The organism is Kitasatospora sp. NPDC029312, from assembly GCF_055569215.1.
This window is the reverse complement of sequence record NZ_JBVHXY010000004.1, coordinates 85,336-98,262: the sequence shown is the minus strand read 5'-3', so window position 1 is coordinate 98,262 and position 12,927 is coordinate 85,336. Positions and strand designations below refer to the sequence as shown.

General features: G+C 73.9%; 11 protein-coding genes and 1 pseudogene. 2 read left to right on the top strand and 10 right to left on the bottom strand.

Annotated elements, in window-relative coordinates:
- Positions 1–151: 151 nt before the first annotated feature.
- From ACZ4WV_RS04975 to ACZ4WV_RS04950, 6 genes are all read right to left on the bottom strand, one after another.
- The gene (locus tag ACZ4WV_RS04975) at positions 152–1,069 is read right to left on the bottom strand and encodes a hypothetical protein (protein ID WP_465742849.1); all 918 of its coding nucleotides are present in this window, start codon (positions 1,067–1,069) and stop codon (positions 152–154) included.
- 209 nt (positions 1,070–1,278) lie between these two features.
- Positions 1,279–2,238: an N-acetylmuramoyl-L-alanine amidase gene (locus tag ACZ4WV_RS04970; RefSeq protein WP_465742847.1), complete on the bottom strand. Its 960-nt coding sequence runs from the start codon at positions 2,236–2,238 to the stop codon at positions 1,279–1,281.
- Positions 2,239–2,245: 7 nt separating this feature from the next.
- Positions 2,246–3,556, bottom strand: coding sequence for a hypothetical protein (locus ACZ4WV_RS04965; RefSeq protein WP_465742845.1), 1,311 nt, complete (start codon positions 3,554–3,556; stop codon positions 2,246–2,248).
- Between the two features lie 204 nt (positions 3,557–3,760).
- Complete coding sequence (locus ACZ4WV_RS04960; protein WP_465742843.1) at positions 3,761–4,414, bottom strand: class I SAM-dependent methyltransferase; 654 nt, start codon at positions 4,412–4,414, stop codon at positions 3,761–3,763.
- A 157-nt stretch (positions 4,415–4,571) separates the two neighbouring features.
- The gene (locus ACZ4WV_RS04955; protein WP_465742841.1) at positions 4,572–5,225 is read right to left on the bottom strand and encodes a hypothetical protein; all 654 of its coding nucleotides are present in this window, start codon (positions 5,223–5,225) and stop codon (positions 4,572–4,574) included.
- 3 nt (positions 5,226–5,228) lie between these two features.
- On the bottom strand, positions 5,229–5,981 hold the full coding sequence (locus ACZ4WV_RS04950) for a M48 family metallopeptidase (protein ID WP_465742839.1): 753 nt from the start codon (positions 5,979–5,981) through the stop codon (positions 5,229–5,231).
- 237 nt (positions 5,982–6,218) lie between these two features.
- On the opposite strand from ACZ4WV_RS04950, the gene ACZ4WV_RS04945 reads away from it, so the two are divergent.
- Complete coding sequence (locus ACZ4WV_RS04945) at positions 6,219–7,304, top strand: alcohol dehydrogenase catalytic domain-containing protein (protein WP_465742838.1); 1,086 nt, start codon at positions 6,219–6,221, stop codon at positions 7,302–7,304.
- A gap of 109 nt (positions 7,305–7,413) precedes the next feature.
- Here ACZ4WV_RS04945 and ACZ4WV_RS04940 read toward each other — a convergent pair whose 3' ends face one another.
- From ACZ4WV_RS04940 to ACZ4WV_RS04930, 3 genes are all read right to left on the bottom strand, one after another.
- A complete protein-coding gene (locus tag ACZ4WV_RS04940; protein WP_465742836.1) occupies positions 7,414–7,584 on the bottom strand; it encodes a hypothetical protein in 171 nt (56 codons plus the stop codon).
- A 156-nt stretch (positions 7,585–7,740) separates the two neighbouring features.
- On the bottom strand, positions 7,741–8,733 hold the full coding sequence (locus tag ACZ4WV_RS04935) for an ATP-binding cassette domain-containing protein (RefSeq protein ID WP_465742834.1): 993 nt from the start codon (positions 8,731–8,733) through the stop codon (positions 7,741–7,743).
- Between the two features lie 226 nt (positions 8,734–8,959).
- Positions 8,960–9,856 carry a helix-turn-helix domain-containing protein gene (locus tag ACZ4WV_RS04930; protein ID WP_465742832.1) on the bottom strand — a complete coding sequence of 299 codons (897 nt, stop codon included), beginning with the start codon at positions 9,854–9,856 and terminating at the stop codon, positions 8,960–8,962.
- Positions 9,857–10,053: 197 nt separating this feature from the next.
- Here ACZ4WV_RS04930 and ACZ4WV_RS04925 point away from each other — a divergent pair, with 197 nt between their 5' ends.
- Entirely contained in the window at positions 10,054–11,109 is a 1,056-nt protein-coding gene (locus ACZ4WV_RS04925; RefSeq protein WP_465742830.1) for an SDR family oxidoreductase, read from the top strand.
- 146 nt (positions 11,110–11,255) lie between these two features.
- On the opposite strand, the pseudogene ACZ4WV_RS04920 reads toward ACZ4WV_RS04925, so the two are convergent.
- A pseudogene (locus ACZ4WV_RS04920) lies at positions 11,256–12,074 on the bottom strand (IS630 family transposase); the annotation flags it as partial.
- Positions 12,075–12,927: the final 853 nt, after the last annotated feature.

Here is a 12,927-nt window from a genome sequence, read left to right as displayed (position 1 = left end):
GGGATGGGGCCCCCCCCCTGAGAAGTTACCCCACCCGGAGGGACGGGGAAGGGGCGGGGGAGGGGTGAGGCGTGCGGGGTGGGGGGGTGGGGCCGGGGGGGGGGGGGGACGCCCCCCCCCCCCCCCCCCTTCGGCGTTCGAACGAGGGGTGTCAGCCGCGCTGGAGGCCCGAGGTGTCGGTCAGCAGGCCGTGGGTACCGTCCGGCAGCTGTGCGACCAGCGCGCTGCCGCGCTGCTCGACGGCCAGGTACCAGGTGCCCGGCACGACCTCGCCGACCGGGGCGCCGGCCGGGTTGTCCTTCGGGGCCAGCTGGCGCGGGGCCGGGACGGCGAACCAGTACGGCTGGAAGTCCGCCGCCGGGGCGGCCTGCTGGGCGGCCGGGGACGGCTGCGGGACGGCGGCGTCCTGCGGCTGGCCGAGGACCGCCTGAGCGGGCTGGCCCGGCTGTGGCTGGCCGGCGGCCGGGTAGCCGTAGCCACCGGCCGGCTGGGCGCCGAAGGCCGGGTCGTGGCCCTGCGCCGGGTAGCCGTACTGGCCGGGCTGACCGGGGGCGCCCGGGTGGCCGGGCTGGCCCGGCACCGGGTAGCCGCCCTGGTAGGGGACGGCCGGACGGTCGGTGACCAGCGGGGCCTTCAGCGCCGGCACCAGCGGCGCGGCCGCGGCGGCACCGGCCAGCACGATCAGCGAGATGAGGCCGAGCCAGGCACCGAAGCCGTGGCTGAGGCGGGCGCCGGTCGGACCGCCGCCCAGCGCCCAGACCGAGGTCCACAGCGCCGCCACGGCGAACGCGATGCCCCACTGGTCCAGCCGCAGGCCGAGCACCTGGCGGTTGGTGGCGGCGGGGCCCTGGAAGCGCTGCACCAGGATCAGGACGGCTGCGGCGATGCCCAGCAGGTAGATCGAGGGCAGGATGGGGAACAGCTGGGTGCTCCACGCGTTCTGCGAGGTGTCCCCGCAGTACGGGCCGCTGCAGTCCACGGTCCAGTAGGGCAGGAAGGAGGCGATGAAGAGCAGGACGGCCGCGCCTGCGACGGCGGCGTCTCCCCTGGTGAGAGCGCGCAGATTCACTTACGTTCCCCTCGTTGACGTGTCGTGGACGGTGATTCGTGCGGTCGGGCCGACCGGCCGAAACTCCCGAACGGACCAGAAGCCTAGGCCCAACCGTGCCGCCGGTGCACGGCGGGACCGGGAACGGGTCGAAGTCGTTGCAAACGGTGCGCGCCGGGCGGGGTGTCGTCCACCTGACCTGCTCGTTCCAACTCCCCCGCCGGGCCCGCTCACTGAGCGCTCAGGAAGGCGGCCAGCGCGTCGGCGATCCCCTGGGCGGCCTGCTGGCGCCACTGAGGGTCCGTCATCCGCCGGGCGTCCGCGGAGTTGCGCATGTTACCGCACTCGATGAACACCTTGGGGACCGCGGAGAGGTTGAGGCCGCCCAGGTCGGAGCGGGTGTCCAGGCCCTGCTCGGCGACGTAGTCGGCGTACGGCTCGCCGGTCGCGGCGTGGAAGCGGTCGCGCAGCAGCAGCCCGAGCCGGCGCGAGGGTTCGACGATCGCGGAGTTGTCCGCCTTACCGGCGACCACCCTGGCGGGCGTGATCACGTGGAAGCCGCTGCCGCTCGCCGGGCCGCCGTCGCCGTGCACCGAGACCGCGACGTCGGCGTGCGCGTCGGCGCCCGCCCGCGCCCGCTCGTCGATGCACGGGCCCCACGGGCGGTCACCGTCCTGCACCAGCACCACCTTGGCGCCCCGGGCGGCCAGCAGGGCGCGGGCCCGGCGGGAGACGTCCAGGGTGTAGTCGGCCTCGGTGTACCCGGCGTCGGTCTCGGTGCCGGTGGTGTCGCACTCCTTGCGGGCGTTGCCGATGTCCACCTGACGGCTGATCTCGGTGGCGTGGGAGAAGTTGCCGGGGTTGTGGCCCGGGTCCAGCACGACGGTCCGGCCGGTGAGGTCGGCGCCGGCCGAGGTTGCCGTGGACGTGGGCGGCGGTGTCGCGGGCGGGGTGGGCGGGGCCGGGGTGGGCGTGCCGTCGGTCGGCGGGGCCTCGGGCGTGGCCGGGCCGTGGGTGGCGGACCGGACCGCCCCGGGCGGGGGCGCGGCCGTCGCGCTTGCCGGGGAGGAGTGGTCCAGCGCGCGCCAGCCGAACCAGCCCGCCGCGCAGAGCGGGACGACCGCGGCCACCGTGGTGGCGCGCAGCAGGGCGGAACGGCGGCGGGGCGGTCGGGGGGTGGTACCGGTCACGGGTCGCTCAGATCCTGTCCTGGGTCCGCGCGGTGAGGCCGTAGCTGCCCGCGATCGGGTTCCACTTCGTCATGAAGTCCGTCTTCGCCTGGGTGGCCTGCGGGTTGAGCTCGTCCGCGTGGGTCTTGTCCGCGGTGGTCGGGGCCCTGCCGGAGCAGCCCTGCTTGGCGACGGCGCGCGCCCAACTGGCGTACGCCCGGTCGATGTCGGCGGACAGCTGCCAGGCGGACTTCAGCGAGTTCACCGCGTCCGTGCCACCCGGCACGTCCGTGACGCTCAGCTTGGCGAGCTTGGTCAGCAGGCCGTCGCGCTGCTTGGCCCCGTTGTCGAAGACCTGGGCGGCGCTCTCGATGTCAGCCTTGGACGGGCAGCTGCTCACCTTCGCGACGGCGCTGCCGATCGGGGCCTTGGCGTTCTCGCCCTCGCTCAGCAGACCGTCCAGTGCCTGTGCCTGGGCCTGGGCGTTGGGGCCGGGGCCGGTCGCGGTGGGGGAGGGGCTCCCGTCCGCCGGGGTGCTGGGGGCGCCGCTCGGCGCGCCGTCCGTACCGGTCGGCGCCGGGGCGGGCTGCGGATTCCCGGAGCCGGCCGCGGGGGCGGTCGGGGTGGCCGCGGCCCGGGCGCCCGCGCCGTCGCCGCCCTGGCTCGCGTACAGCAGGCCGCCGCCGACGGCCAGCACCAGCAGCAGGGCGAAACCGATCAGCAGCGGGGCCTTGCCCTTGCCGGGGCGGTCCCGGTCGTCCTCGTGGGGGGCCGGGTGGTGGGTCGGGTAGTCCGGCTGCGCGGAGTGGGAAGTCTGCGCCTCGTACGCGGGTCGTGCCTCGTACGGTTGGGCGCCGTACGGTTGGGCCGTCGCGTACGGGGGCTGCGGCACGGCGGCCGGGGGCGGCGGGTAGACGTAGCCGGGGCCGGGCGTCGTCGGCGCTCCCTGGGTGCCGCGGTCCTGCGGGGGCGCGTGGCCGGGGAAGGGCTGGGCAGCGGGCTGGGACGGCGGGACGACCGTCGGGAACGCTGCCGTGGGCGCCCCGGAGCCCGGCGCGGGCTCGGAGCCGAGCGGGCCGAAGCCGGGGGCGGTGGAGAGGTACGGGCGGCCGCCCAGCGGCGGGCCCTGGTCGCCCACGGCCCCGGCGGCGGGGGGCTGCGCGACGGGGCCGGGCGCGGGCGGCTGCGTGCTTCGGGCAGCCGGGGTCGGCTGGGCGCCCTGGGGTGGCTGGGCGGCGGGCTCGGTGTCCTGCCGCTGAGGGTTGCGGACCCAGCCGCCGGCGCCGCCGCGCGCGGTCGGGTCCCAGACCGCCGGAGCGGTGTTCTGCTGGTCCGTCATCTGCCGCTGGCCCCCACGCTCCGCCGGTGCTCTGCCTGGTGCTGTTGCCTGGTGCTGCCCCCCGCGCCGTCCGGTGCCGCCGCCCGGTGCGGCTGTCCGGCGCAGCCGCCTGGTAGCTGCGCGGACACCGTACCGTTTGAACCCCCGCCTGACGGCTCCGGCACGACGTTAAAACATCCGCGCCGAGCCGCGCGGGAGATCCGCTCAGGCGGCGGCGCGGCGCAGGACGCGCAGCGAGCCGGTCACCGAGACCTCCTGGAAGCCGTCGGCCAGCGCCCGCAGGTACACCCGGTACGGGGCCTGGCCGCCGTCCGCCGGGTCCGGGAACACGTCGTGCACCACCAGCAGGCCCTCCGGCGTCAGGTGCGGAACCCAGCCCTCGTAGTCGCCGGTGGCGTGCTCGTCGGTGTGCCCGCCGTCGATGAACACCAGGCCCAGCGGTCGGCCCCACAACGCCGCGATCCGCGGCGACCGGCCGACCAGCGCGACCACGTGGTCCTCCAGCCCGGCGGCGTGCAGGGTGCGGCGGAAGCGCGGCAGGGTGTCCATCAGCCCGACCGCCGGATCCACCAGAGTCGGATCGTGGTACTCCCAGCCGGGCTGCTGCTCCTCGGAGCCGCGGTGGTGGTCGACCGTCAGAGCGACCGTCCCGGTCTCGCGGGCGGCCGCGGCCAGCAGGATCGCCGAGCGGCCGCAGTAGGTGCCGATCTCCAGTACCGGCAGCCCCGTCCCGCGGGCCGCCGCCACAGCCGCCGCGTAGAGCGCCAGGCCCTCGTCCACCGGCATGAACCCGGTGGCCGCCTCGAACGCCGCCAGCACCTCGGGCGCCGGGCGGGCGCTCTCCAGCAGGTCGGACATGCGGTGCTCCTCGGGGTCGTACGGCTCGGGTGGGGGGTCCGGCGCGGCGCGCGGGCGTCGTCGGGACCCTACTCGACGGTAGCGCGGGCGGCGGGGGCAGGGCGATGGCGGCAGGGTGATGGCGGAGGCAGGGGGTGCGGGGATCGGCGGGCGTTGATCAGCCGCTCAGGAAGTCGGCGGCGATCCGCGCCCGGTGCGGGGCGAGTTCGGCGGCGATCGCCTCCGCCTCGGCGGCCGTGGTGGTGACGGCGGCCGGCCGGGCCCCGGCGCGCTCGACCAGGGCGATCCGCAGGTGGGTCGGCGGGTGGGAGGCGTCCACGGCGGCACGCTCGCGCTCGCTGAGCCGCAGCAGGCGCTCGTGTTCGGAGGCGGGGACGGAGGCGAGCTGCTCGCGAAGCCGCTCCCAGAGCAACTCGGGTGCGGCCGCCTCCCGTTCGGCCGACCCCGGTACGGCTGACCCCGGTACGGCCGGCCGCGGCCGGTGCTCCCGCCCGCGCCGCACCACCCTGGGACGCCGGCGCTCCTCGGCGCGGATCCGGTCGATGGCGGTGTCGGCCGACCCGCCGAGCAGCAGCGCCGCCAGCATGCCGCGGGCCGCCTCGCTGCCGCCGACCCGGGCGGCCAGGGCGTCGGCCCGGTACTCCGCCTGCTGGCCGGCCCGCAGGGTCAGCCGGTCGAACAGCCGCAGGCCCTGGAGCAGCAGCCAGGCCAGGGCGCGCAGGAGGGTCATGCCGACGATCGCCCCGAGCCGGAGCAGCAGCGGGATCCCGTCGTAGTTGCGCCCGCCCGGCCCGCCGTACTCCAGCCGCATGCCCTAACCGTGCCGTGGGTGGCCCGGGCGCGCCATGTCGTACCAGGCCGCGAGCGCCGCGACCGCGCTGTGCAGCCAGAACGAACGCCGGTGGTCGCTGTTGACCCGGTGGCCGAACTCGTGGCCGAGCAGGGCGATCCGCTGCCGGTCGTCCAGCACCTCCCAGAGCGGCAGACCGAGCTGGAGGACGGCCCGGCGGCGGAGCCCGACCAGCCCGTACGAGGCGTTGAACCCGGCGGTGAGCTGGATGACGTCCACCGGCGCCGCGCCGACCCCGGCGGCCACCCGGTCCGCCAGCCCGTACAGGGCCGGTGCGCCGGTGCGGTCGAGGACGTGTTCGTCGCGCGGCACCCGGCCGAGCCTCGGCCGCAGGGCGACGACGATCACCAGCACGACCGCTCCGGTGCAGCGCTGCACTGCGTTGCCGGTGACGAGCAGCCAGAGCGCGAGGGAGAACAGGCCGACGGTGACGAGGTGGACCAGGCTGGCGGCGGCGGAGGCCAGCAGCCAGTCCGAGCGGGCGGTGGGGGAGTCGCCGCCCCCGGCCTGCTCCTCGAACAGCCGGTCGGTGCGGGCGGCCCTGGCCCGCTCGCGCCGGGTCGGTGCGGCGGCGCCGGCCTGCCCGGGGAGGAGGTTCCAGTCGCAGGCCGGGCACCAGGCCGTGAAGCGGGGGTCGGCCGTCAGCGCGGCGCCGCACCCGGGGCAGGGAGAGCCGTGGGTGGGTCTGCCGGAGGATGGGTCAGCGGAGGTGGTCACGGCGGAGATCATGGCGTGGGCCGGTCCGGCGTGCACCGGATTTTCGCAGGTCCGGGGCGGCTGCGGCGCTTGCGCCGGTTCGGCGGACCCCACGTTCTGGAACGCGTTCTAGTCCCGTCCGGCCGCCCGTGCCAGAATCGGCCCGACCGCCGTTCGGACCGAGGCACGGGTTACACGAGCTACATCGAGCTACATGAGAGCCACACGAGCCACACGAGGCACACCGGGAGCAGCCCCATGCGCGCAGCCGTCCTGCACAAGACCGGCCAGGACACCCTCGACGTCCGCGAGGACGTCACCGCGATCGGCTTCGGACCGGGCACCGTACGCGTCCGGATGCACGCCGCCAGCCTGTGCCACTCGGACCTCTCCGCGATGAGCGGCGTCCTGCCGCAGCCCGCACCGTTCGTCCCCGGACACGAGGGCGCCGGCGAGGTCGTCGAGGTCGGCGAGGGCGTCACCGGACTCGCCCCCGGGGACCGCGTGGTGCTCTGCTGGATGGCCCCCTGCGGCCGCTGCGCCCACTGCGAGCACGGCCGCGGCCACCTGTGCATCGCCAGCCTGCGGCGGCTCGGCGCGCCCGGGTTCCGGCTCGCGGAGGGCGGCGCCGAGGCCTCCGGCTTCTACGGCACCGGGGCTTTCGCCGAGGAGGTCGTGGTCGCCGCCGACGCCGTCATCAAGGTGCCGGCCGACCTGCCGTACGACGCCGCCGCGCTGATCGGCTGCGGGGTGACCACCGGCATCGGCGCCGCGGTCAACACCGCCCGGGTCGAGCCCGGTGCCTCCGTCGCGGTGATCGGCGCCGGCGGCGTCGGCGTGGCCGCCGTCCAGGGCGCCAGGGTCTGCGGCGCGGCCCGGATCACCGTCGTCGACCCGGTGGCGTCGCGCCGCGAACGGGCACTCGCCTTCGGGGCCACCGAGGCGATCGCGCCCGAGGAGCTGAAGGCCTTCGCCAAGGGCCTGCCGGGCGGCGGCTTCGACTACGTCTTCGAGGCGGTCGGCCGCTCCGCCACCGTCCGCGCCGGCTACGACGCGGCCCGGCGCGGCGGCGCCGTCGTGGTCATCGGGGCCGGCGCCCAGGACGACCGGGCGCAGTTCAGCATGGGCGAGCTGTTCTTCAACGAGAAGCGCCTGCTGCCCTCGCTGTACGGCGGGGCGCCGGTGGCGCGGACCATCGGGCTGATCGTGGACCTGTGGCGGGCCGGGCGGATCGACCTCGACGGGATGGTCACGCACCGGGTCGCACTGGCGGACGTGAACGAGGCGATCGCACAGATGCGCAGCGGCGAGGCGTTGCGAACGGTGGTCGCGCTGCGCGGGTGACGCTCCGGCGCCGGGGCGGGAGGGCCCGCCGGGTGCGTTCCCGGCGGGCCCTCACGTTCGGCTCCCGTCAGCCGTTTCGGCTGGTCGGCTGTTCGGCCCTTCGGCCGCTTCAGCCCCGGGCGCCGGACGCGCGGTGGCGGCCGTGCGGGTCGGACTCGGGCGTGTCGTCGGCCGCGGTCGCGCCGCGGTGGCGGCCGTGCGGCGAGAAGTACTCGGCCGACTTCTCGTCGGCGTCGGTCCCGATGGCGGGTCCGGTGGTGTCGGTGAGGGTGTCGGACATGGGAATCGTCTTTTCCGTGCGAGGGGGCGGGTCAGCGGCGCCGTTCGGCGCCTGCGGCGCACGGCCGGCTCCCCGAGCGGGCGCCCGGTACGCGCCCGCGGCCGGTGATCGCGGCCCGTGCCCCGGCCACCCTAACGGCCGGGACGGACGAGATCATTATCGAGGCCGGGACGCGGACGCCGCCCCGAGCCAGTGCCCGACCAACTCCCGGTAGAGCGGCGACAGCACCTGGAGGTCACCGTCCCGGGCGAGCACACCCCGCCCACCGTCCAGCAGCAGCACCCGGTCCGCCCGCAGGGCCGAACTGATCCGGTGCGCCACGACCACCAGGGTCCCGGGCCGGGCGGCGAAGGCGTGCTCCACCCGCTCCTCGGCGGCGGCGTCCAGGTGGCAGGTCGCCTCGTCCAGCACCACCAGCGGCGCGGGCGACAGGTACGTCCGCACCAGCGCGATCAGCTGGCGCTCGCCCGCCGAGAGTTCACCCGGATCGCCCACCCTGCCCGCCAGCCCGCCCAGCCGCGCCACCAACTCCGTGGCGCCCAGCCGCCGCACCGCCTCGGCCAGCCGGCCGTCGTCAACCGTCGACGCCGGCCAGGCCAGGTTCTCGCGCACCGTCGCCGGGAACACATGCGCATCCTGCGGCAGCAGCGCGGCCGGCGGTGCCCTGACCGTCCCCGTCGTCGGCACCACCAGCCCGGCCAGCAGCGCCGCCAACGTCGACTTGCCCGTCCCGCTGGGCCCGACGACGGCGATGTGCTCCCCGGCGCGGAACACCGCGTCCAGCCCGTCGAGCACCGGTGCGGCAGCGGGGCCGTGGGCGAACCGGACACCCCACAACCGCACCTCCCCGCCGGCCGCCGCCGTCGGTACGGGGCCGCCCCGCCCCTGCCGTGCATCCGTCGTACCGGACGGTTCGCCGTCGGTCGTGACCGCCGCCAGACGGTCCAGCACCACCGCGAGGTTGAGCAGCCAGCCGCCGACCGTACCGGCCAACGTCCGCACCGCCGGGTCGAGTTGCTGCAGCAGATAGGTCGCGACGCAGAGCAGCTCGCCCGCCGTCAGCGCGCCGCGCCCGAGCAGCCACGGCGTCGCCGCCAGCACCACCAGCACCGGCACCCGCCCGCCGAGCGCCACCACGAGCGCACGCAACGCCGACGCCCGGCCCAGCGCCCGCGACGCCGCCGCCCGGCTCCCCCGCTGAAGGCGTACCGGGGGCCGGGTGGTTCTCGTCCACCATGGACCGAGGCAGTGGGCCGAGCAGGCGACGGGTGGTCGCTCCGGGAGCGTCGTTCAGCTCCGCCCACCCGCGAACGGTCAAGCACGAACCGACCACATCCGGTCAAAGATCGCCTGAGGCCTCACGTAGCCAGGAGGGTCAGTGGCCGCTGCCGTCGGCAGGTGCTCGACTGGGCCGGGCTGAATCAGAGGGGGCCCGAGTCGGTCCGGGTGTGGCGGGTTGGAGCGACGCGGAGGCGAGTAGGCCGAGCTTGTCGGCACTTTCCGAGCCGGGCTCCGGATGGTAGATCACAAGCATGATGCCGTCGGTCCCATTGACGAGCAGCTTCTCGCGGTCCAGGGTGATGGCGCCGAGCTGGGGATGGGCGAAGGTGATCGTAGCGGTGGTACGGCGGTTGCCGGCGTCGTGGCGGGCCCACAGCCGGCGGAAGTGCGGGCTGGCTACGGAGAGTTCCCCGACCAGCTCGATCACGCGCGGGTCGTCGGTATCGGTGCCGACCGAGTTGCGGAAGCTCGCGACCAAACCGGCGGTGGTTCGTTCCCACGAGGGGAACATCGCCGCCTCGGCCGGGTCGAGGAAGAGATCCCTGAGCCGGTTGCGTCCTGCCGTCAGACGGGGCGAGAAGGCGGTGGCCAGCGGGTTCGCGACCAACACGTCGAGGTAGCGGCCCTCGATGAACGCTGGCAGGTGGAGGGCCTCGACCAGGCGGGCCGTGCTGGGCGGCACGACTTCGCGCCGCGGGCGCCGATTCCTGCGTCGTGGACTGCCGGCCACGAGGCCCAGGAGATACGTGTCGTCGTCCAGGCGCAGCACCCGAGCGATGGCCTGGAGCACCTGGAGCGAGGGGTTTCGGTCACGGCCCTGTTCAAGGCGCAGGTAGTACTCGGCGCTGATGCCCGAGAGCATGGCGACCTCCTCCCGGCGCAGCCCCGGGACGCGCCGTTGCCCGTGGACCGGGATGCCGGCCTCTTCGGGGGTGACGAGTTCGCGGCGGGCACGCAGGTACTCGCCGAGCAGATTCTGCTCCCTGTCCATGGCCACCAGCCTAGGCAGCCGACCCGGTGTCCTGCCTGTCCCTGGCACTACCAGTGTCGGAAGGGCACTGGCTGTGCCTTGCCGTGCGTCCGCACGCTGGACGAACGAGAGCCGCAGAAGGATCGACCCTGGCGCGGCAGCCGACCACGATGCTTCGGCCCCGTGGCCAAGCAACTTTGAACGCAAGGAGTGACGGGATGTCCCAGCACAGCGTCCTGGTGACCGGGGGGTCAGGTTTCATCGGCGGGCATGTCGTCCTTGAGGCCCTGGCCCGCGGGCATCGGGTGCGGTCCACCGTCCGGTCGCTGCACCGGGAGAAGGCCGTGCGCGCCTCGCTGAGCGAGGCCGGCATGACGGCCGGCGACCGCCTTGAGTTCGTCGCCGCTGATCTGACGCGCGACGAGGGCTGGACCGAGGCGCTCGACGGCATCGACCGTGTCATCCACGTGGCCTCACCGGTCATGCCAGGACACGTGGAGAACGAGGAAGAGGTCATCGTCCCCGCCCGTGAGGGCACGTTGCGGGTACTGCGGGCGGCACGCGACGCGAACGTGGCACGTGTGGTCCTCACCTCGGCGTTCCATGCGGTCGCCTGGGGGCACCCGCACGACGACCACGTCTTCACCGAGGAGGACTGGACCGTCCTGGACGGGCCCGGCACCGACGCCTACGGCCGCGGCAAGACCCTCGCCGAGCGTGCGGCGTGGGACTTCGTCGCCGCAGACGGCGACGCGATGGAGTTGACCACACTGCTCCCGGTCGCCGTGATGGGCCCTGTGCTGGGCTCGGAGGTCTCCGGAGCCAACCGCGTTGTCCAGCGGCTCCTCACCGGCCAGATGCCCGGACTGATGAACCTGTACTTCCCCGTGGTCGACGTGCGCGACATCGCCGCGGCACACGTCACCGCCATGACCGCGCCCGCCGCGGCCGGCCAACGACTCCTGCTGGGCAGCGACCCCGCGCTGAAGATGGAGGAGATCGCCGGGATCCTGCGGTCACGGCTCGGACGGGCCGCAGCCCGGGTGCCGACCGAGGTCATCCCCGACGACACCGTACGGGCCGGCGCCGCCACCAACCCCGCGCTGCGCTCGGCCCTTCGCGACCTGGGCTATGCCCGCCGCTTCTCCACCGACAAGGCTCGCGACGTCCTGGGCTGGAACCCCCGCCCGAGCGAGGACGCCGTCACAGCCGCCGGTCGCAGCATGATCGACAGGAGCCGTGGCTCGTCGGCCGACCGGGTCGGCGACCAGTGACGCGCACGATGCACTAGTCGCCATCGGGGTCCTCCAGGTGGATCAGGTCCACCGCGTCCGGTTCGGTCACTCCGCCCTCGCTCTCGTGTGCTGGTCTGGCCGCATCCTTCCTCATCGGCGCTCGAACAGGGTCTGCGGCCCTGTACTCACGCTTCGAAGGCCAGCCCGGTGCCCGTAAGGCAGCCCTCGATCACCTCGGGGCGGTACTGGATCTTCTTGAGCCGACGTTTCACTGCTCGGGTGATCTTGCTGAGGTCGGCCGCGGCGAGGTTGCCGATGTCGCGCTTGACCAGCGACCAGATGCCCTTCTGCGGGTTCAGGTCAGGTGCGTGAGTGGGCAACCGGAACACGGTGAGCCACTCGGCGTTCGCGGCGTTGAAGTCCTTCATGCCGGCGGTCAGGTGGAGGCGGACGTTGCCCAGACGAGCACGATCGGGCCGCCGAGCTGGATGCGGGCGCGGACGATCAGGTCCCGGGAGTCGTGCCAGCCGAAGCCCTTCGGTTCGTCCTTGCGGCCGCGGTACTCGCGGACCCGGTAGGTCAGCCGGGACTGCTCGCCCGGTTTGTAGCAGGCCATGCCCGCCATCGATACGCGGCCGGAGCCGCGGCCCCGGACTCTCACGACAGGGGTCTGGCCGATTCGGCCCCAGGTCCTGGCGCGCGGCGGAGTGATCGACTGCCCGGCCTCGTCCTCGAAGACGATCCAGGCACCGCACTCCGCCGCGGTGCTCTTACCCGCGGCCAGGTCTCCTTCTTCCACACCTCGACCGCGTCGTCATCGCGCTCGATCGCTCGCCGGGCGGGCTGCTGCCAACCCAACCGTGCCGCTTCAGCAGCCGCCAGGTTCCCTCGACCGTGTAGGAGACGTGGAACAGCCGACCGATCACGGTCTTGATCCGCGCGAGTGTCCACCGCTGATCCGCCCAGCCGTGGGCGAGCGGCCCGCGCTCCAACTCGCGCTCCAACCAAGTTCAGCAGCCACCCTCTGAGCTGGGAGCCGTAACTTGAGAAGTCGACCCAGCCGACTTCCTGTGCGGGTGTGGGTGCCTTGAGTTCGACGGGGTTCTCGCGCTGGTGGGTGTCATGGGGGAAGCATTTTTGGATGCGTCAGAAGTCGGGCCCGCCGACTTCTTGTACGAGTGCTTGCTTGCCCCGAGGTGATGGATCGCACGGGTAGCTGGTTCATTCGAGGCTCTGCATGCGCATCCCGCGTAGCTGGGCGCCTTGGGGTAGCCCGTGCCGACGGGTGGGGACTTGTGCGGAGTCGACTGGATCGACCGCCCGCATGGGCTGGTGCCATGGATGTCCCCGTTGGCCAAGCTGGTCGCAAGGCTGCGCGGGAACCAGCGTGAGAAGTCGAACCAGCCGACATTTTGTGCACGTGTTGGTGTCGTTTGATTTGGACGGCGTTCTCGCGTTGGTTGGCATCTTGATGCCGGCGCTTCTGAGGTGCATCGGAAGTCGGCTCGGCCGACTTCCTGTCCGAGTGCTTGCTCGGTCCGAAGTGATGGATCTCATGGGGTGGTCGGTTCATTCGACTTTCTATGTGGGTGTCCGGTTTGGTGTGCGCGGGAAGTCGGCCGGGCCGACTTTCTGCGCGGGCGGGGTGTTTCGGGGTGGTCCGTGCTGATGCGCGGTGAGGGGGGCCTCGACCGGCAGCGCGATGCCGAAGGTGTCGAGGATGAGGCGCACAGAAGAGAAGAGACGGGTGCCGGGGGGCGGCCGTCGGGCAGAGGAGGAACAGGACAACATGCCACCCCACCACCGAACGACCCACCCCCCCCCGTGTGAAGAAAGCACAGGAAAAAGCCGGAAAAG